General features: G+C 65.7%; 15 protein-coding genes and 1 tRNA gene. 10 read left to right on the top strand and 6 right to left on the bottom strand.

From position 1 onward, the window contains the following. Positions 1-162 precede the first annotated feature (162 nt). Complete coding sequence (locus VT03_RS24390; RefSeq protein ID WP_075095419.1) at positions 163-2394, bottom strand: peptidoglycan D,D-transpeptidase FtsI family protein; 2232 nt, start codon at positions 2392-2394, stop codon at positions 163-165. 474 nt (positions 2395-2868) lie between these two features. Between VT03_RS24390 and cysE the strand changes: the two genes are divergently transcribed. The 5 genes from cysE (at position 2869) to VT03_RS24365 (ending at position 6222) form a co-directional block, all read left to right on the top strand. Further along, the gene (cysE, locus tag VT03_RS24385) at positions 2869-3705 is read left to right on the top strand and encodes a serine O-acetyltransferase (RefSeq protein ID WP_075095418.1); all 837 of its coding nucleotides are present in this window, start codon (positions 2869-2871) and stop codon (positions 3703-3705) included. 207 nt (positions 3706-3912) lie between these two features. Continuing rightward, positions 3913-4287 carry an NADH-quinone oxidoreductase subunit A gene (locus VT03_RS24380; protein WP_075095417.1) on the top strand — a complete coding sequence of 125 codons (375 nt, stop codon included), beginning with the start codon at positions 3913-3915 and terminating at the stop codon, positions 4285-4287. Positions 4288-4471: 184 nt separating this feature from the next. Beyond that, entirely contained in the window at positions 4472-5086 is a 615-nt protein-coding gene (locus tag VT03_RS24375; RefSeq protein ID WP_075095416.1) for an NADH-quinone oxidoreductase subunit B, read from the top strand. A gap of 80 nt (positions 5087-5166) precedes the next feature. Continuing rightward, positions 5167-5652 carry an NADH-quinone oxidoreductase subunit C gene (locus tag VT03_RS24370; RefSeq protein WP_075095415.1) on the top strand — a complete coding sequence of 162 codons (486 nt, stop codon included), beginning with the start codon at positions 5167-5169 and terminating at the stop codon, positions 5650-5652. 3 nt (positions 5653-5655) lie between these two features. Next, a complete protein-coding gene (locus tag VT03_RS24365; RefSeq protein WP_075095414.1) occupies positions 5656-6222 on the top strand; it encodes a Uma2 family endonuclease in 567 nt (188 codons plus the stop codon). Positions 6223-6238: 16 nt separating this feature from the next. On the opposite strand, the gene VT03_RS24360 is transcribed toward VT03_RS24365, so the two are convergent. Then, positions 6239-7897: an NAD+ synthase gene (locus tag VT03_RS24360; RefSeq protein ID WP_075095413.1), complete on the bottom strand. Its 1659-nt coding sequence runs from the start codon at positions 7895-7897 to the stop codon at positions 6239-6241. Between the two features lie 293 nt (positions 7898-8190). Between VT03_RS24360 and VT03_RS24355 the strand changes: the two genes are divergently transcribed. From VT03_RS24355 to VT03_RS24345, 3 genes are all read left to right on the top strand, one after another. Continuing rightward, positions 8191-8263, top strand: a tRNA-Glu gene (locus tag VT03_RS24355). 299 nt (positions 8264-8562) lie between these two features. Then, positions 8563-8790, top strand: a complete 228-nt coding sequence (locus VT03_RS24350) for a hypothetical protein (RefSeq protein ID WP_075095412.1) — start codon at positions 8563-8565, stop codon at positions 8788-8790. Between the two features lie 246 nt (positions 8791-9036). Further along, entirely contained in the window at positions 9037-11082 is a 2046-nt protein-coding gene (locus tag VT03_RS24345; protein WP_156514729.1) for a hypothetical protein, read from the top strand. On the opposite strand, the gene VT03_RS33770 is transcribed toward VT03_RS24345, so the two are convergent. Both VT03_RS33770 and VT03_RS24335 read right to left on the bottom strand, forming a co-directional pair. After that, the gene (locus VT03_RS33770; protein WP_156514728.1) at positions 11066-11482 is read right to left on the bottom strand and encodes a hypothetical protein; all 417 of its coding nucleotides are present in this window, start codon (positions 11480-11482) and stop codon (positions 11066-11068) included. The genes VT03_RS24345 and VT03_RS33770 overlap by 17 nt on opposite strands. A 618-nt stretch (positions 11483-12100) precedes the next feature. Further along, complete coding sequence (locus tag VT03_RS24335) at positions 12101-13006, bottom strand: hypothetical protein (protein WP_156514727.1); 906 nt, start codon at positions 13004-13006, stop codon at positions 12101-12103. Between the two features lie 297 nt (positions 13007-13303). Here VT03_RS24335 and VT03_RS24330 point away from each other — a divergent pair, with 297 nt between their 5' ends. Continuing rightward, positions 13304-14788 (top strand): DUF1501 domain-containing protein, encoded by a 1485-nt coding sequence (locus tag VT03_RS24330; protein WP_075095408.1) that lies wholly within the window; start codon positions 13304-13306, stop codon positions 14786-14788. A gap of 203 nt (positions 14789-14991) precedes the next feature. After that, positions 14992-16422, top strand: coding sequence for a neutral/alkaline non-lysosomal ceramidase N-terminal domain-containing protein (locus VT03_RS24325; RefSeq protein WP_082846494.1), 1431 nt, complete (start codon positions 14992-14994; stop codon positions 16420-16422). Positions 16423-16482: 60 nt separating this feature from the next. Here the strand turns inward: VT03_RS24325 and VT03_RS24320 are convergent, their stop codons facing one another. Continuing rightward, positions 16483-16878, bottom strand: coding sequence for a GxxExxY protein (locus tag VT03_RS24320; RefSeq protein WP_075095407.1), 396 nt, complete (start codon positions 16876-16878; stop codon positions 16483-16485). 125 nt (positions 16879-17003) lie between these two features. Beyond that, a complete protein-coding gene (gene metG / locus VT03_RS24315) occupies positions 17004-19100 on the bottom strand; it encodes a methionine--tRNA ligase (RefSeq protein WP_075095406.1) in 2097 nt (698 codons plus the stop codon). Between the last annotated feature and the right edge of the window lie 286 nt (positions 19101-19386).

Raw genomic sequence — 19386 nt, 5'->3', positions numbered from 1 at the left:
TCGATGCGTGTGCTGTGAAGAGAGGAATCATAGAAATCGCCCCCCCGTTGCGGCTACCCGCCGGTCCCGTGTTGGCGGCATTTCCAGCGAACTGAGAGCGGGACTCACGCGAGATGGAATCTCAATAGCCCTGGCAGCCGGACGGACGTCACGTTCGAGCGATTACCGCTCGCCGCGGAGCAGCCCGGCGTCATCCAGCGTCCGGACGAGCTCCCGCACCAGGGGCCCCGCGGCCTTCCCCCCCGAGCCGCCATGTTCCAGAAACACGACGAATGCCACCCGCGGCTCCTCGGCCGGGGCATATCCGGCGAACCACGCATGATCCTGCTTCCCGCCGCCCGCCTCGGCCGTCCCAGTCTTCCCTGCGATGGCGACCCGGCCGAGATGGGCGCTCCGCCCCGTCCCCTGCGGGTCCTCGACAACCAGACGCAGCGCCTCGCGAATCCGCTCCAGCGTTCCAGGAATGAGCCCTTCGATCGGCTGAGCGGCACGCTCCGGTCCGGAGGCGAACTCAACCAGTTCCATCGTTCCCTGCCCTCCGGCGGACGGCGACTCATCCCCCGGTGCCTGACGCAAATGCAGCGGCACCAGCGTCCCTCCGTTGGCGACGGCCGCCATCATCCGGGCGACCTGCAGCGGCGTGACCGTGAGCGAAGCCTGCCCGACGGCGAGCTGCCGTGTCGTCCCCGGGTACCACTTTCCGCCGCCGCCGCGCGGATTGGGAACCGCCCCGACCCGTTCGCCCGGCAGGTCGATCCCCGTCCGGACGCCGAAACCGAAACGATACGCCCAGTCCTCCAGCGGACCGGGACCGAGCCGCGTCGCCATGTCGAAGAAGTAGACGTTGCACGACCAGCACAGGGCGTCGCCCAGCGTCGTCTCGCCATGCCCGCGGCCGGTGTGGCGATAGACGGCACAGCGGTCGCGGTCGGGCTCGTTCAGAAACCCGCGGCAGAGGAAGGGCTCGTCCGGCTGGATCGCCCCTTCCTGCAGTCCGGCCACGGCGGAGACCACCTTGAACACCGATCCCGGCGGCACGGCGGCCTGCGTCAGTCGCGCGAAGAGAGGCCGCCGCGGATCCTTTGCGATCTGTTTCCACGAGTCGCGGTCCGGATGGAGAAGCAGTTGCTGATCGACGCGGGGTGCGGTCGCCGCGGCCAGAAGCGCCCCCGTCCGGATATCGACCGCGACGACACAGCCGCCGGTTGGAGACGAGACCTCGTTCACTTCCTCGGGGAGCGATTCGGGAACGCGGTTCGACCCGGCCGACAGGGCACCATCGAGGAGCTGCTCCGCGCGAAGCTGAACCGCCAGGTCGAAGGTCAGTGTGACATCGTGCCCATCTCGCGGTTCGCGGACGATGACCGACGACAGCGTCTCGCCGCGCCGGTTTCGTGTGATCCGCCGCACGCCGCGCTGGCCGCGGAGGACCGCCTCGTAGGTCCGCTCGATCCCTCCCTGCCCGATCCGGTCACCGGCGCGATAGTCGAGCGGGTCGCCGCCGGGATACCGCTCCTGGCGGACGGCCAGGTCCTCCGGCCGGATCTCCTGACGCAGGCCGAGAACGTGGGCCGCCAGGTCGCCGTGAGGATAGACCCGGTCGGTCGCGACGTGTGTCTTCACGCCGGGGAACCGTGCCCCCTGGGACTCGACCGCTGCGACGACCGGGAGCGGGACGTTTCGGACGAGGATGTGATCGTTGAGCTGCTCCTGGATGACGAGCGGGTCGCGGCGATCGCGCTGCGGCGGGGTGGTCAGCTCCTTGACGACTCGGTCCCACAGGCCCGGCAGGCCGGGTCGGGCCGGGGCTTCGGCGAGGGGAGCCGAGGCCGGCTCGGTCGGTGCTCCGCCGCGGCGGGCTTCGACGGCGCGGAGCATTCGCTCCACGCGGGTCTGGATCGCCTGGCGGGAACTCGCAAGCTCTTCGGCGGGGCGGCCGGTGACATCGACGAGTCCTTGCCAGAGGCGGACCCGCTCACGGAGGACTTCTTCGCGGGCGGCGGCGAGCTTCGCTTTCTTGCGGCGGTCCGAGGGGGCGAGGCGTTCACGGGCTGTGGCTGTAAGCCAGGCGTCGTTGGCCGGTTCTTCGAGCCAGCGATAGTGGATCAGGAGGTCAAACCGTGGGGCGTCGTAGGCGAGGACTTGGCCGTCGGCCGAGAGGATCCGGCCGTCGCGGGCGGGGATGGGTTCGAGCGACTCGACGGGGCGGTCCCAGACAGCGAGGAAGCGGTCGCGGGCTCCTCCCTGGATCCAGACGATGCGGGCCGCGATGAGGGAGAAGAGCGTGAGGAAGGCGAGGAAGAGGAGTGCGAGGCGGGCGGTGGGCGCAGCGTCGACCGACCACCGCTCGGGGTGCGGGTCGGCGGTGAACGTGGGTCGGGGAGCGTCTCGCATCCTGCGTTTCGTCGGAAGTTGAAGCGGTTCGGTAACATGCGGAGGCAATTTTCGTCCAGACGAGTGTTCAAACCGCGTCCTCGCCGGCACGGCTATGCCACCTCAAACCCAACGTGCGACGGCAGCCTGGGGTCAAGGGGGTCTCACCCCCTTGACCCCGGAGGCACTTCTATGAGGAACCGTGGTAAGCAACGGACGACCGCCTTGGGGGAGCCGGCGTCGAGGACTCACCGCTCGGTCCGTAATCCTCTCGGGTTGGTGAGGGGGCATCCGGCACGTTGTCCGCGCTTGGACACTCCCTCCTTCAGACGGTGCCCGACGAGACGGCCTCCGGCGGGCAAGGGGCATTCTGCCCCCTGCACCCCCTGACCAGGGTGCCCCTGGACCCGGTGAGGCCAGAGAGCCGTCCGTCCTCTACAGCGGAACCCCGGATGCATACACTGTGTCTCCGAGCCCTCTCCCGGAAATCGCCGCATGTCCACCTCGCTCAAATTCGCGATCGTCAACCCCGCCGAAAACGACGACGTCTGGCAATCCATCCGCGCCGAAGTCGCCGAGGAAGTCGCCCGCACACCCATGCTGGCCAGCTTCCTCCACGCCACCGTCCTCAAACACAACCGCCTCGAAGACGCTCTCAGCTTCCACCTCGCCAACAAACTCGCCGCCCCCAGCCTCCAGGAAATGTCCATCCGGGAGATGTTCGACGAAGCCTTCGCCGAACCCCGCATCGGTGAAGCGATCCGCGCCGACCTCCGCGCCGTCCGCGAACGGGACCCCGCAGCCCGCGAGTTTTCGGTCCCTTTCCTGTATTTCAAGGGCTTTCTCGCCCTCCAGGCCTACCGCGTCGCCCACCACCTCTGGATGACCAACGCCCGCTCGATGGCGGTCTACATGCAGAGCCGGATCTCCGAAGTCTTCGCCGTCGACATCCACCCCGCGGCCCGCATCGGCTCGGGAATCCTCCTCGACCACGGAACCAGCATCGTCATCGGTGAAACGGCCGTCGTCGGAGACGACGTCTCGATCCTTCACGAAGTCACCCTCGGCGGAACGGGCAAGTCCTGCGGCGACCGCCATCCCAAAGTGCATTGCGGCGTCCTGATCGGCGCCGGAGCCAAGGTCCTGGGAAACATCGTGATCGGCGAAGGAGCCAAGATCGGCGCCGGAAGTGTCGTCCTCGATCCGGTCGCCCCGCACACGACCGTCGCCGGGGTCCCGGCCCGCGTCGTCGGCCGCCCCGAAGTCGCCCGCCCTGCCCTGGAAATGAACCAGTGCTTCCAGCACGAGTTCTACGACGGCGATGGAATTTGAGGGGAGTCGTCAGTTTTCAGTCATCAGTGGGCGATTCAACATTACTGTTACTTGATACTTGGCTCCTGACGCTTCTCCCCGGCGGGACGCCAGCAACCCCCGCTTGAACCCCACGGCCCCTTCCCCTAGCATCGCACGCCGACGATGGTGGTCCGCTCACCGCCGAAGTCGTCCTAAAGTATTGTTTGCATGCGACTTGGGTGACGGATGTCGATTCCCCCGATTCTCGTCTACATCGGCGTCCTGATCGGATTCGTGCTGACGAACCTGATCCTGACCCACATCATCGGTCCGACGAAGCACACGCCCGTCAAGGACATGCCGTACGAGTCCGGAATGGACCCGATCGGCGACGCCCGCCAGCCGTTCGACGTCAAGTTCTATCTCGTCGCGATCCTGTTCCTCGTGTTCGACGTGGAACTCCTGTTCCTCTACCCCTGGGCGGTGAGCGCATACACCGGCGAAGGGGGAATCCCGATCGAGCTCCGCGGCACCGTCTTCGGCATCATGCTCGTCTTCATGGCCACGCTCGTCATTGCCTACGTTTATGCGTGGCGCAAGGGTGTGTTCAAGTGGCGGTAAAGTTGGAGTAGGGCGCAGGGACAAGTGCCCCGGGCCCAGAGAAGACGACGGGATCAGGCCACGACGAAAAGCGATGCCGATTCCGCTGCCCCGTCCGGTACAATTCGACTAGCGAACATTGAAATTGAAGGCCCCGCCTGTGGCTCCCGGCCGCAGGCTCCGGGCCCCAGCCCCCAGGCTCCCCATGGTCGACAGCACCACCAACTCCCGTTCCGGCCTGCCCGACAACGTCTTCCTGACGACCATCGACGCCGCCGCCAACTGGGCCCGCTCGAACAGCCTGTGGCCGATGCCCTTCGCCACCGCCTGCTGCGGCATCGAACTGATGGCGACCGCCTCCAGCCGGTTCGACCTCGCCCGCTTCGGCGCCGAGGTGATGCGGTTCTCCCCTCGCCAGTGCGACCTCATGATCGTCGCCGGCCGGGTCGCGATGAAGATGCTCCCGGTTCTCCAGCGGATCTGGCTCCAGATGCCCGAACCGAAGTGGTGTATCTCGATGGGCGCCTGTGCCTGCACCGGCGGGGTGTTCGACACCTACGCCGTCGTTCAGGGTGTGGACCGCTTCATCCCGGTCGACCTCTACATCCCCGGCTGCCCGCCGCGTCCGGAACAGCTCATCGCCGCTCTGATCGAGATGCAGAGCAAGATCATGAACACCGGCACGTTCGACGGCCGCGAGTTCGCCCACCGCACGCAGGCCACCGGCCCCGTGCCGCTCGACCTCGACGAAATCCGCCGCGCCAAGGAAGCGGCCCTGGTCGAAGGGCTCGAAATCTTCCAGCCGCCGAAGCTCGGCTAGAACACAAGGCCTGCCGCCCAACGCTCCACTGCCCGCGCCGCCGCCGACTGAAACTGACGACCGACCACTGACAACTCCCCATGTTGAACCTCCAGCCGCTCCTCGATCAGTTTCAGGCCACCACGAGCCAGTTCCGTGACAACGTGCGGGTTGTCGTCGCGGCCGACAAGGCTCACGCGCTCCTGACCACGCTCAAGGAGCAGCACGGCTTCGACATGCTCGTCGACATCACCGCCGTCGACTACCTGGAGTACGAAGGGGCGACGGACCGCTTCGGCGTCGTCTACTGCGTCCTGAGCACAGAGACCGGCGAGCGGCTCGTTGTGAAGACGCACGTCAACGAGCCGAACCCGACGCTCCCAACCGCCACGAACCTGTGGCGCGGGGCCGACTGGATGGAGCGGGAAGTGTTCGACATGTTCGGCATCACCTTTGCCGGCCACCCGGACCTCCGCCGGATCCTGATGCCCGAAGAATTCACGTCCTACCCGCTCCGCAAGGACTACCCGCTCAAGGGCCGCGGCGAGCGCCACAACTTCCCGGTCATCACCCGCTCCGAGAGCTAGCGCATGGCTTCGACAGCCAGCCCGCCGCGAGTCACGCCGGACGATCTGCTCAAGATGCCGGACGGCGATCACTTCGAACTCGTGGACGGACAGCTGGTCGAGGACCGCATGAGCAACGAGTCCGCCTGGATCTGCCTCGAAATCGCCAGCCTCCTCCGGGAGTACGCCAGGGTCGATGGTCGCGGCGTGGCCTTCGCGGACGGACTGCAGCTTCGCTGCTTCCCGGACGATTCGGACCGCATCCGCAAGCCGGACGCCTGTTACTTCAGTGCGGCGCGGTTCAAGCCGGATCTCTTCCCGCAGGGCTACTGCCCGATCGCACCGGAGCTGGTCGTTGAGGTCGTCTCACCGCATGACGCCTATTACGAAGTCGAGCGCAAGGTCTACGAATACCTCGACGCCGGCGTGCTCCTGATCTGGGTCATCAGCCCCGAGAGCCGAACGATCGTCGCGTACGACCGATCGGGCCGGATCGATCACCTCACGTCGTCGCAGACCCTCACGGGGAACGACGTGCTGCCCGGTTTCCAGTGCCGCGTCGACTCGCTCTTTCCGCCGCACCGCTCTTAAACCTGTCCGGTTCGCCTCACTCGTATGCGATCCGTGCCGCCATCGGCATGCGGCGGCCGGTTCCGAAGGCCCGCTCCGAGAGCTTGATCCCCGGGGCCATCTGCCGCCGCTTGAACTCGTTGCGGTCGAGCCGCACCGCCACCCACTTCACGACCTCGGCCGGGAACTTTTCGCTGAGGATCTTCACGGACTCCTCGCGCTCGATCAGCCCTTCGAGGATGCCGTCGAGGATCGGGTATGGCGGGAGCGTGTCCTGGTCGAACTGGTTCGGGGCCAGCTCAGCGCTCGGAGCCTTTTCGATGGTGCTGTAGGGGATGACCTCCCGCCCCTCGCGCTCGTTGACGTAGCGGGAGACCGCATAGACGTCCCGCTTGAAGAGGTCGCTCAGGACGGCGAAGCCGCCGCACATGTCGCCGTAGAGCGTGCAGTAGCCGACCGCGAGCTCGCTCTTGTTCCCCGTCGCCAGGGCGAGCCAGTTGTAGCGGTTGCTGCGGGTCATCACGATCGCGCCGCGGACCCGGGCCTGGAGGTTCTGGTCCGCCAGCCCCTGCGGCTGCGAGGAGAGATCCTCGCCGATCGTTTCCAGCGTCTCATAGGAACGGTGGACCGCGTCGATCGGAATCACCTGAGCGTCGACCCCGAGCGCCTTGGCGAGCGCCATGGCGTCGTCGACACTGTGCCGGCTGCTGTAGCGGCTCGGCATCAGGAGGCCGTGGACATGCTCCGGCCCGACCGCCTTGGCGGCGATGTAGCAGGCGAGCGCGCTGTCGATCCCCCCCGAGAGGCCGAGCACACAGTCGCGGAACCCGCACTTCCGCATGTAGTCCCGCAGGCCCAGGACCAGGGCATCGAGGATCGTTCCCTCGCGCGAGTCGTGGCGGAGGGAGTGGACCGGCCCCAGGTCTTCGAGATCGACCACCCGGTAGTCGACGTCAAACCCCTTCCCCTGCCAGACGACACCGCCGGCGCGGTCGAGGACGAGGCTGTTGCCGTCGAAGATCAGATCGTCGTTTCCGCCGACCTGGTTGACGAAGACAAAGGGGTGCTCGTGCCGGGCAACGTGGCGGCCCAGCAGCCGGTACCGCCGGCCCGGCTTCCCGACCTCAAAGGGGCTGGCCGAGAGATTGATGAAGACGTCCACGCCGAGCGCCGCCAGTTCTTCGACCGGATCGGGGAATGGCCGGGGGTCGATGTGGTAGGAGGTCTCCGGCTCCTTCCACCACGCGTCTTCACAGATGTGGATCCCGAGCTTCCAGCCGTCGTACTCGATCGGGGCGACGTACTCGGCCGGGCGGAAATACCGCCGCTCGTCGAAGACGTCGTAGTTCGGGAGAAGCATCTTCTGAACGGTCGCCACGATCTTTCCGCCGGCCAGCAGGCTCGCAGCGTTCGCGATCCGTCCCTCGGGGACCTTGCGGGCGGTCGGATGCCCGACGAGGACGGCGGGACCGCTGCGGAACCGCGTCGCGAGTTCTTCGACCACCTCATCGCAGTGCTCGACGAATCCCGCGCGGAGCAGCAGGTCCTTGGGCGGATAGCCGCTGATGTACAGCTCGGGGGTGACGACCAGTTCCGCCTGGTCCGATTGCGCCTGTCCGACGACGGCCGCCAGCCGGTCGGCATTCCCCTGCAGGTCGCCGACGGTCGGGTTGAGCTGAGCCAGTGCCAGACGCATGCGGAACCTTTGTGACGGAGTGAGGGACGGGATTGGGACCGGTCGGTGGATCCCCCGGAATCTTAACAGAACGATTCAATTCGCGGTGACTGTCCGGCCGAACCACGGGGGACCGGCCCACGATCGTCCGATCCGCCGCGAATCCACCAGCCAAACTGGATGGATCTGCGACGGAAAACCGGCGGTCGCCGACAGAATGGGATCTGTCCGTCCGAGTCGCACGCCAATGCGGGAAACCGTGTTCACGCGTCGTTGACAGAGAGCGGGCAGCCACTAAAGTTTGGGCACACGACGGCCCCATCGTCTAGAGGCCCAGGACATCAGATTTTCAGTCTGAGTACCGGGGTTCGAATCCCCGTGGGGTCACTTTCGAGAGCGCCCGCTGCCCCTCTAGGCAGCGGGCGTTTTTTCATTTGCCGGCGGCGTTTTCTCTCCGCGAAATCACGCGGGCGCCGTCAACCGCCGGAGCTCTTCGTTCTCGAAGGCCCGCGATCTCTTCTTCGTCGTACGACGTGTCCGGGCCGTGCATTCCCGCCGCGATCCCCGCTTCCTTCGGCAATTCACGGCGACTTCCGGCCCGCCGATTGCATCGGTAGGATTTCCTGTGTTCACAACTCATGAAGCCGTAGTTAATATTTGAGTATTCCATTTTTCCGGAGGGTCTCATGATGAGAGTTCCCCCATTCGCTGAGCTGGTGATTCTGACCACGCTGTTCTGCGGCGTGATCGCTGGCGAAACGACTCTGGACATCGCGGGATCGATGGTCTACGAGCAGCGCAGCTTTTCGGACGCCATTCATCTGGCCTTCTCCACGCAGGGGGGCCGGTACACGGATGAAGAGCTCAGTAGTCCATTCAGGAGCGAGACTTCCGTCTCCTGGCGCTCACCCTGACCATCGCCATCCGCCCGGGCTTTCTGAGCCAGACCTCTTCCGCTTCCGGCCCTCGCTGGGAACGACCGTGACCGGTGTTCTCTTCTCCCGCACCAGGTCTTCTCACCTCTCCTGACGACAAGACTGCTCGACCGTTTGCTCTCGCCGCTCCGACGTGGAGAATGCCCTCTTTGAATCCGGGGGTTCCCGGCCTGAACTGAGAGCATGATGGCGAAACGGGGACCTGTCCGGACGACGAAACCGTGGGTGCCTCCCGCCTGGGCACCGGGTGCCTTCGCCGCGGCAATCGCGATTCTGCTGACCGGGATCTTCTGGGCCCCGCTGTGGAACGGAGCGAGCTTCGTCGGGGGGGACACCTACCCGTACTTCTACCCTCAGAAGACGTTCCTTTCGGACCAGTTCCGCCAGGGGACGTTTCCGCTGTGGAACAACCTCGTCGGCGAGGGCTATCCGCTGCTCGCCGAGAGTCAGACCGGCGTCCTCTATCCGCCCCATCTGGTCCTGTACCGGCTGTTCGAGACTCAGACTGCCTACAACCTCAGCCATCTGCTTCACGCCGTAGCCGCGTTCCTGGGAACATGGCTTCTGGCGCGGCGCCTCGGCCTCTTGCCCTTCGGCTCGCTCTTCTGCGGGCTGGTCTTCGTCTACGGCTGGTTTCCGGCCCGGGCCTGCCTCGAATGGGCGATCATCGGCGGCGCGTATTTCCCCTTCCTCCTGTGGGCCGCGGAGTTCTGGCTCCAGCAGCGCCGCCTGCGATGGCTGGTCACGATCGCGATCCTGCTCGCGGTCTTCCTGTTCGCAGGCCACTTCCACCTGGCCTTCATCACGCTCCTGGCGGTCGTTGGCTACGCCCTCCTCCGCCCGGCCCTGGTTCCCGAAGTCGAAGCTCCGGCCTCCACGGCCCCTCCCGCCTCTGCGCCGAACGGATGGCGGGACCGTCTTCTGACATCGTCCGGATTGCTGGCCGCGATCGCCGTCGGGTTCCTGCTCGCCGCCGTCCAGATCCTGCCGACGCTCGAACTCCGCGAGCGGAGCCAGCGGTTCGATTTCTCGAGCGAACACAACCCGCTCTACGGCCGGATCCCGGTCCCGTACCTCAGCCACATTGCCGCTCCGTGGATGTGGTTCAACGATGAGACCAACCCCGACACGGTCCTCGGCGGATCGAACCGCGTCGAAGCCCACCTGTACTGCGGCCTGATCCCGCTGGCCTTGGCCCTGTGGGTCGCCTGGACGCACTTCCGGGAGCGCCGCTGGACGGTCGTGACGGCGTGGCTGGTCCTCGGCGTGGTCTTTCTCGCCCTGGCGACCGGGGAGCCACTGGTCTGGCTCAAGGCCCTGCCGGGGTTCAGCTTCTTCCGCGGGGCGGGACGCTACGGAATGGTCACCGCCTTCTCGATCGCCCTGGCCAGCGGTGCCGGGATCGACCGCCTCCTCGCCGGACGCAGCCTCGGCACCGCGACCGTGGCGCTCACCCTCCTCATGGGGGTCACGGCCTACGACCTCTATCGCGTCGTCCCCTACGTCAGCTACGTGGTGACCGTCCCCTCGCCGCTCCAGTACCGCAGCAAAAGCGAAGTCCGGGAGATCCTCCGGCGGACGCCGCAGGCCCGCGTCTTCGGCCCCGGCCAGAACGTCCTGACGATCCTCGGCGTCTCGCAGCTCCCCGTGTACCTCGGGATCGGCCCCGCCGAGTATTTTTCCCCCAAGCTGAATCCCCCGAAGCTCCCCGAAGACCGTCCGCCGACGGACGAAGAGATTGCCGAACACGTCCGGTGGTTCCGCGAATCCGGCATCACGCATGTCCTCGGGCAGAAGCGGTGGGACAGTTCCCGCTGGCCGCTGAAGCTCGTCTGGCAGGGCTTCGACGAATTCCTGAACCGCGCCTGGGGCCAGTTCGACAGGCCGCTCTATCTCTACGAGCTAGCCGACGCGACGGGGCGACTGGAACTCGGCCAGGGAGCTCAGGGAACGGCCCGGATCGCGAAGTATGAGGCCGACCGCGTCACGCTCGAATGTGACCTCGCCTCACCGGGACAGGTCGTCCTCAAGGACCTCGCCTATCCGGGCTGGACGGTCACCGTCGACGGTGAACCGTCGACCGCGGAAGTGGCCCTCGAACGCTTCCGCGCGGTCGAAGTCCCAGCAGGCGTTCACACGGTCGAGTGGCTCTATCGGCCCCGGAGCGTTTACAGGGGAGGCCTCCTCAGTACGGCGACGGCGTTCGGCGGACTGCTCGCCCTCGGAGTCGTGCGTCTCAAGAGACGTTCGGTGATCAGCGCGCCACACTGAGCACGGTGCCGGCATAGCCAGCCAGGTCCGGGTCGAAAGGGTCCCCATCCCAGACTTCCCCCTCGCCCCCGCGCTGGAAGTCCTCGTACACGTAAACCGTCTCTCTCGTTTCGCCCGGATCGATCACCCTCATCGCCAGCGGACGTCCCGTCTTGGCGTCGAGCAGGACCTCGACCGTGCGATAGTTCTGGTGCCAGGCTCTCCACAGGCCTTCGAGCTTCAGATGGATTTGCCGCTTAGGGTCTTGTTTGGGCCCCGTTGTGATCGCGAAGGTCTTGGCCCGATCGGCAGCACGAAACTCATGGAACGGTGAAGCGGGTAGAGAATAGAGGCCAGACAGCCACAGCGGCGGAGCCTCGCATCGGTCGAAGGTCTTGGCGTCATGATTCACGGTGATCATGGACCGGCCTCGAACCACATACGATTCCGCGCCGCTCGCCGCAATCTTGTAGGGCCGGCCGGTCCGATCCTGGCGAGTCTCGGTCTCGCCCCCTTTGGGCAAGTTTCGCGGCGCGCGGAAATCGAGACGAACGGAGTTCTCGTCCCAGAACATTTCCCCCTCCGCCCGGGTTTCGACTCCGAACACTGAGTCATAGATGTAACGGCGGAACCGGACGCGTTGACGGAGAGCCGGCCGGTTGAAGTGAGCCCAAAGTTCCAGGCTTGGTGCGACCCCCGACGGCAGAGGAGGGGCCGGCCCCTCCGCCCTGCCATTTGTATCCAGAGGCAGGATGGCGAGCCGCTCAAAGAAGGTTTTCCAGCGTTCCTCACGATCAGCGTCCAGTGTTCTCCACCACGCGTCGAAGGGTGTTACATGGAAGTCGGTTTCGAGCCTCGCCAGCGGCGGCGGAGGGGGGACAGCCGGCGCCGTTTCCTGCGGACCGAGGAGCAAATAGATGAGTAAAGCCGTCAGCATGAAGCCCTCCCTGGATCGCTGAAGCGTGCCACACGCGGTCTGGTACGGCAATCCCGAGTCTTTCCGGACCGCTCCTACACTGAGCCAAGCCCGTACAAATCCTCAGGGCGCTGTGTGCAGAGTGGCATCGACGTAGCCCTTCAGGTCGAGCCGAAAGGGATCTCCGTGCCAGACCTCCCCCGGACCGCCGCGCTGGACCTCCTGGTAGACATAGACCGTCTGGACCGCCCGCGAGTCGACGATCTTCATCGCCTGCGGACGCCCCGTCTTCGGGTCGAGCAGGATCTCGACACGGCCGTAGCTCCGCCGCCAGCCGTCCCACAGGCCGCGGAGCCGGAGGTGGATGCGTTCTTCGGTCGCGGTGAGCCCCCCCGGGTCGATCGCAAAGGTCCGTTGCCGGTCGGCCGGATCGAATTTGAGAAACGGGGAGATCGCGGGAAACCTCGCTCTCCAGGTGTTCCGGGCGTTCCGGGGCGGCTCCTGATGCCGCACAAACGTCTTCTCCTCGTGGTTCGCGACGACCACCGATTCACCGCGAACGACATACGACGCCCGCCTCGCCCCTACCACCGTGTAGGGCTGGCCGCTGCGATCCTTGCGAGCCGGATTCACGCCCGGCTTGGGGAGCTTCGCGGGGGGATTCAGATCGAGACGAGCCGAAGTCTGATCCCAGAAGAGCTCCCCGTCCGCTCGCGTCTCGACCCCCGAGATCGGCTCATAGAGGTAGCGGGTGAACCGCACGCGATAGCGGAGGACCGGCTGATTGAAGCGGGCCCACAGCTCCACGCTCGACGCGGTGGCCGGCTCCAGCGACGGGGCGTCTTCCTCGGCGCGACCATGACTGTCGAACGGCAGAACGGCAGAACGCTCTGCGTACGCCTGCTTCCAATTTTGATCCCAGGATTCGGCCAGCGACCTTGCCCACCCGTCGAGGGGACCTTCGCCGGAATCGGCTTCGACGACGACCGGCAACGGCGGCGGAGGGGGGACCTCGGACGCCCAACTCACCTGGCCGACCAACCAACATGCAAGCAGCACCGTCTGCATCGAGGCCCTCCTGAGATTGAACCATCCTGCTCATCCTCGTCCGGTCCAACAAGCCGGACGTTTGCGCAGCTGGCACAAACGTTCACCAACCCTGCGGCCCCAGCCCGGTTGCGGAGTCCCAACCGACAAATCTTTGAATTCGCCCCGCAACCTGCCGACAACGCATCAACGAATGTTGAAGCAGGCTTGAACTCCCCTTCCTCCTATGCGACGCTACCGATCCGCGCTCCCACCACCTTTCCTGCCTGGTGAGACCGAATGTCCCGCCCCTTCTCCACCCCGCCCGCGGCCGCCTCGCTCCGCTCCTCCTTCGCCCATCCCGCCGTCTCGCGGCGGTCGATGATCCAGGCCGGGGCCGTCGGACTGCTGGGGCTGTCGATGGACTCCGCCTCCGCTCTCCAGGCGGCCGATGTCGTGACCGGGTCGACGGGGAAGGCCAAGTCGATCATCTACATCTTCCTGTCGGGGGGCCTCGGCCAGCACGACAGCTTCGACCTCAAGCCGAACGCGCCCGACACGATCCGCGGCGAGTTCAACCCGATCTCGACCGCGACCCCCGGCATCGAGATCTGCGAGCACCTGCCGCTCCTGGCGAAGCGGAGCCGCGACTGGGCCCTCGTCCGGTCGCTGACGCATCCGAGCAACGACCATTCGCTCGCCCACCACATCATGCTGACGGGCCGCGCCGAGAAGCCGCCGCGGTTCCTCCCGGACAAGCCGCAGTCGAGCGACTGGCCCGCAATGGCCTCGGTCGTCGGCGCCGTGACGCGGCCGCGGAACAACCTTCCGCCGGCGGTCGTCCTGCCGGAGCGGCTCGTCCACCGGACCGGACGGACGATCCCCGGCCAGTTCGGCGGCACGATGGGCTCCCGCGGCGACGCTTGGTTCGTCGAAGCCTCCCCATACAACAGCGTCACCTACGGCGCGTACCCCGAGTACGAGTTCCACCACGCCAACGGAGCCGAGCACAATAAGGCGATGGCCTTCACGGTCCCGCAGCTCTCGCTCCCCGAGGGGCTCCTCGAAAAGCGTTTCCAGACGCGGCTCGATCTTCTGGAGACGATCGAAACCCAGCGCCGTGAGCTGGAGCGGAACGCGACCCAGGCCAAGTTCGACCGTTACCGGGACGCGGCCGTCACCCTCCTGACCGAGAAGCGGGTCCGGGCCTCGTTCGACGTCCTCAACGCTCCGGCCGAGATCCAGGAGCGGTACGGCAAGAACTCGTTCGGCTGGTCGCTCCTCATGGCCCGGCGGCTCGTCGAGGCGGGGGTCAACTTCGTGCAGGTGAACCTCGGCAACAACGAGGCGTGGGACACCCACGGCAACGCCTTCCCGCACCTCAAGAATTTTCTCTTCCCCCCGACCGACCGGGCCGTCGCCGCACTGCTGGACGACCTTCGCGATTCGGGGCTGCTCGACTCCACGCTCGTCGTCATGGCGGGCGAGTTCGGACGGACGCCGAAGACCTCGACGCTGACCGCTCACTACAAAGGCCCGGGACGCGATCACTGGGGGGGCGTCCAGACCGCGTTCTTCGCCGGCGGCGGCGTCCGCGGCGGTCAGGTCATCGGCAGCTCCGACGCCCAGGGGGCCTACCCGGCCGCTCTGCCGCAGACTCCGGAGAACATGGCGGCCACGATCTACTCCGCCCTCGGCATCCCCGAGTCGGCCGCCTGGCACGACGAACAGAACCGCCCGCACCACATCTATCAGGGGGATGTGATCCCCGGCCTGATGGGGTGAGAGGGGACGAGGGACTAGGGTCTAGAGACGAGGGACCAGCGGCGGCGTTGGGGAGCTCACACGAGCCCGCAGCGCCAGCGGGGGATTTTCCTCGTCGTGCCTCCCTCGCTGGCGCTTCAGGCTGGTGTGGTGGCGTGCCCCTCGGCGGTTCTCAGTGCGTCTCTCCCTCTTTGAAATTGACCTGCCCTCTTGGGAGCTTTTGAATGGTTCGTTTTGCGGCCTTTGTCTTCGTCGTCCTGCTCAGTGGCCCAATGGCCCGTGCCGCCGATCCGCCGGCGAGTCCATTCCGGGCCGGGGCCGCGACGAGCGACCTGACGCCCGAACTCGGCTCGGAGATCATCGGCGGGTTCGCGCCGTTCCCCGCCACGCATGTCCACGATGACCTCCGCGCACGCTGCCTTGTCCTGGACGACGGGCAGACCCGGCTCGCCATCGTCGTCTGCGATCTCCTGGGGATCGGGCGGAGCGTCAGCACAGAGGCCCGCCGGATCATCATGGAGACGACCGGGATTCCACCGGAGCAGGTCCTGATCTCCGCGACGCACACCCATTCCGCCGCGAGCGCCCTCGGGCAGAACCGTTTCAAGAACGACCAGGAGCTCGACAACTACCAGAAATTCATCGCCCGCCGGATCGCCGACGGGGTCCGTTCGGCCGCCAACACGCTCCGTCCCGCCGAGCTGGCGATCGGGACCGTCGAGATCCCCGAGCATGTCTTCAACCGCCGCTGGTTCATGAAGGAGGGGACGATGCCCGAGAACCCCTTCGGCAAGATCGACAAGGCGAAGATGAATCCCCCCGCCGGGAGCCCGAACCTTGTGAAGCCGGTCGGGCCGACCGATCCCACGGTCTCGATCGTCTCCGTACGCGAGCCGGGCGGACCGCCGATCTCGGTCTTCGCCACCTACTCGCTGCACTACGTCGGCGGGGTGGGGAACGGCCACATCTCGAGCGACTACTACGGGATGTTCTGCACCGAGCTGGCCCGGCTCCTCGATGCCGAGCACCTCGATCCGCCGTTCGCCGCCCTCCTGGCCAACGGGACGAGCGGCGACATCAACAACATCGACTTCAAGAACCCGCGGCCCGGCAAGAAGCCCTACGAGCAGATGCGGTACGTCGCGCACGACGTGGCGAAGCGTGTCCACGCCAAACTCCCGGAGCTGACCTACAAGACGGACGTCAAACTCGCGGCCCGTTACCGGGAACCTGTCCTCAAGTGGCGCCGCGCCACGGACGCCGAGTTGCAGTGGGCCAAGGACACACTCACGAACCGTCCCGAGGTCCCGGGCAAGACCGACCTCTCCCGGATCTACGCGCAGCGGACGCTTTCCCTGGCCGAGTATCCCGAGACGACGCCGGTTCCGGTCCAGGTCTTCCGGATCGGTGACGCGGCGATCGGGACGATGCCGTGTGAGGTCTTCTGTGAGATCGGTCTCGAGTTCCGCGAGCGGTCCGGTCTCAAGCCCGCCTGGATGGTCTCGCTGAACCACGGGTACTACGGCTATCTGCCGACGCCGGCGCAGCACGACCTTGGCGGCTACGAGACGTGGATCGGGACCAACCGCCTGGAGCGGGACGCCTCGGTCAAACTGCTCGACCAGCTGATTGAGATGGTTGGCGAGATTGATTGAGTGAGAGAGGGTTAGCCACAGATGAACACAGATAAACACGGATAAGAGGAGGTGGCGCGGTCAGGAGGGATCGCGCCAACCGTCATTCGCTCGGAGCCTGCGGATGTCCACCTTGGGGCGCCCGAAGTTGATCAGGAGACACAGCGGGAGCTTGGCCGCTTTCAGATAGTTCAAGCACTGGGCGGCAAACGCCTCGTTGTGCTCGCGAGTCGCCTTGACCTCGATCAACAGGACTCGTTCGACCAGTAGGTCCGCGATGTAGTCTCCAACTGTAACGCCCTTGTAGATGACGGGGAGCGGAATCTGCGACTCGACCACGATCGAGCTCAGCCGCAGCTCATGTGCAAGGGCGTTCTCGTAAACGCGCTCCAGGAAACCGCATCCCAGTGTATTGCCAACCTGAAACGCGCATCCAATGACGCGCTCCGTCAGGGCGTTCAACTCCTGTTCGGTCATCGAACACCCCGCCAGAGAAAAGCGGCCACACGACAAACACTGAAAATGGATAAAAGGAACAGCCCGACCTGCCGCCCCTCTTATCCGTGTTTATCTGTGTTCATCTGTGGCTAAAAAACTTCTTCTCAATGCACGCGCATCCCCGGCTTCGCCCCGCTGTCGGCGCGGAGGAGGAAGACGTCGCTGCCGCCTGGGCCGACGGCGAGGACCATCCCCTCGCTGAGGCCGAACTTCATCTGCCGCGGCTTCAGGTTCGCGCAACAGATGACGAGCTGGCCGATCATGTCTTCGGGCTTGTACGCCTTCTTGATCCCGGCGAAGACGTTGCGAGTCACGTCCCCGCCCAGACTCAGCGTCAGCTGGAGCAGCTTGTCCGCCCCTTCCACATGCTTGGCCTCGATGACGCGGGCGACGCGGAGGTCCGCCTTCATCAAATCGTCAATCGAGCAGTGATCCGCCACGAGCGGCTCGGCGGCAAGCTGATCACCGCTGTCCGCCACGAGGGCTTCCCCTTCACGAACCGCTTCGGCCGCCTGCTGCTCCGCCGACTCCACGGCGACAGCCATCTTCTGGACCTGAGGTTCCGCCGGCTTCGATTCATCAACCATCGCACTCACCTTCTTCGGTTCGACTCGTTTCATCATGTGCTGGTACTCGTGGACGGTCTTGTCCACGAGCGGCGTCTGGGCGTCGGCCCAAGTTGTAACCGGCGTCCCCAGGAGCTCGCCCGTCTGCTGCGCCAGCCGCGGCAGGACCGGAGCGAGGTAGACCACGATCTGCCGGAACAGATTGAGGCCGATCGAGCAGATCGCGCGGACCTCTTCCTGCCGGGCCGGATCCTTGCGGACCATCCAGGGCTGCGTGCGGTCGATGTACTCGTTCGCCCGGTTGGCGAGCTCGACGATCTCCCGCATCGCGGCGTTGTAGTCGCACGCCTCGTACAGCTCGGCGATCCGCTCGCTCGCCGCCGCTCCCTGGGCGAACAGCCCGCCGTCATCCGGATAGGTCGGAGCGAGGGTCTGCCCGGCCAGAAGCTTCGCGCACCGGCTGGCGATGTTCACCACTTTGCCGACGAGATCGGAGTCGATCTTCTTCTGGAAGTCGTCGAGGTTCAGGTCCAGGTCGTCGAGCCGCGTCCCCTGCTTGGAGGCGTAGTAGTACCGCAGGTAGCTCGGATCGAGATGCTTGAGGTACGTCGCGGCGCTGATGAAGGTCCCGTCCCGCTTGGACATCTTCTTCCCGTCGACCGTCAGGAAGCCGTGGATGTGGACCTTCTTCGGGAGGTTGAACCCGGCGGTCTTGAGCATCGCCGGCCAGAACAGTGTATGGAAATACGTGATGTCCTTGCCGATGAAGTGGTGGACCTCTGTGGCCGGGTTCTTCCACCAGTCGTCGAGCTTCTCTCCGTTCTTCTGGCACCACTCGGCGGTCGAGGCGATGTAGCCGATCGGAGCGTCGAACCAGACGTACCAGAAGTTCCCCGGGCTGTCGGGGATCTCGAAGCCGAAATACTTCGCCGGGCGCGAGACGTCCCAGTCCCGCAGCGGCTCGTTGAGGAAATGATTCTTGAGGTAGTTGGCGGTCTCGCTCTGGAGGGCGCCGCTCGTCTGCGTCCACTGATCAAGGAACTCGTGCAGTCCTTCGATCTGGACGAACAGCTGAGTGCTCTCTCTCGGGACCGGTGTCGCTCCGGAGAGCGTGCTCTTGGGATTGATCAGGTCCGTCGGCGCATACTGCGTCAGGCAAACTTCACAGCCGTCACCATGCTGATCCGCCGTGCCGCATTTGGGACAGGTTCCCTTCACGAACCGGTCCGCCAGGAACGTCTGGAATTCCGGATCGTAGAGCCGCTCCGAAGTCCGCTCGACGACCACGTCGGCCTTCCGCAGCGCCCCCCAGATCTCGTGGCACAGTTCGCGGTTCTCTTCGCTGTTCGTGCTGCCGTAGTTGTCGAAGGCGATGTCGAACCCGGAGAAGTCCCGGACGTGGGCCTCCCGCATATCGGCGATGACCGCTTCCTCTGTCCGCCCCTCCTGACGGGCGCGGATCATGATCGCGGTGCCGTGGGTGTCGTCGGCACACATAAAGACGCACCGGTGCCCGCGAAGCTTCTGGAAGCGGACCCAGATATCGGTCTGGATGTATTCGACCAGGTGCCCGATGTGGATGTGCCCGTTGGCGTACGGGAGAGCGGAAGTGACGAGGATGCGGCGTTCTGACATGCGGTGGTCCGTGGGGAGCAGCGGCAAGTGGGGATTGTAGTGGAGGGAGGCCGAGGTCCTAGGGCCTCAGGTCCAGGGCCGAAAAGGACCGAGGGTTTTTCTCCCACGAGCCCCGGTGGCCGGGCTCGAGCCTCCAGGCCGTTTCTGCCGTAACCTCCTTGAGGAAAACTGGTTGGAATCCCGATTCCCGGCGGAAACCAGCAGAAACCGACGGTCCGGAGGGCCGGTTGCGGCGAATGCTGCCGGACAGGAGAGACAAAACCGCGGTCGGTCTGGTTCATCGGCA

Source organism: Planctomyces sp. SH-PL14 (assembly GCF_001610835.1).
GTDB lineage: Bacteria > Planctomycetota > Planctomycetia > Planctomycetales > Planctomycetaceae > Planctomyces_A.
This window is presented reverse-complemented; position numbering and strand designations above follow the sequence as displayed.

Coding starts and splice junctions, on each gene's coding strand:
- VT03_RS24390 (WP_075095419.1), bottom strand. CDS start 2,394: ATGCGAGACGCTCCCCGACCCACGTTCACCGCCGACCCGCACCCCGAG.
- cysE (WP_075095418.1), top strand. CDS start 2,869: ATGTCCACCTCGCTCAAATTCGCGATCGTCAACCCCGCCGAAAACGAC.
- VT03_RS24380 (WP_075095417.1), top strand. CDS start 3,913: ATGTCGATTCCCCCGATTCTCGTCTACATCGGCGTCCTGATCGGATTC.
- VT03_RS24375 (WP_075095416.1), top strand. CDS start 4,472: ATGGTCGACAGCACCACCAACTCCCGTTCCGGCCTGCCCGACAACGTC.
- VT03_RS24370 (WP_075095415.1), top strand. CDS start 5,167: ATGTTGAACCTCCAGCCGCTCCTCGATCAGTTTCAGGCCACCACGAGC.
- VT03_RS24365 (WP_075095414.1), top strand. CDS start 5,656: ATGGCTTCGACAGCCAGCCCGCCGCGAGTCACGCCGGACGATCTGCTC.
- VT03_RS24360 (WP_075095413.1), bottom strand. CDS start 7,897: ATGCGTCTGGCACTGGCTCAGCTCAACCCGACCGTCGGCGACCTGCAG.
- VT03_RS24350 (WP_075095412.1), top strand. CDS start 8,563: ATGATGAGAGTTCCCCCATTCGCTGAGCTGGTGATTCTGACCACGCTG.
- VT03_RS33770 (WP_156514728.1), bottom strand. CDS start 11,482: ATGATCACCGTGAATCATGACGCCAAGACCTTCGACCGATGCGAGGCT.
- VT03_RS24330 (WP_075095408.1), top strand. CDS start 13,304: ATGTCCCGCCCCTTCTCCACCCCGCCCGCGGCCGCCTCGCTCCGCTCC.
- VT03_RS24325 (WP_082846494.1), top strand. CDS start 14,992: ATGGTTCGTTTTGCGGCCTTTGTCTTCGTCGTCCTGCTCAGTGGCCCA.
- VT03_RS24320 (WP_075095407.1), bottom strand. CDS start 16,878: ATGACCGAACAGGAGTTGAACGCCCTGACGGAGCGCGTCATTGGATGC.
- metG (WP_075095406.1), bottom strand. CDS start 19,100: ATGTCAGAACGCCGCATCCTCGTCACTTCCGCTCTCCCGTACGCCAAC.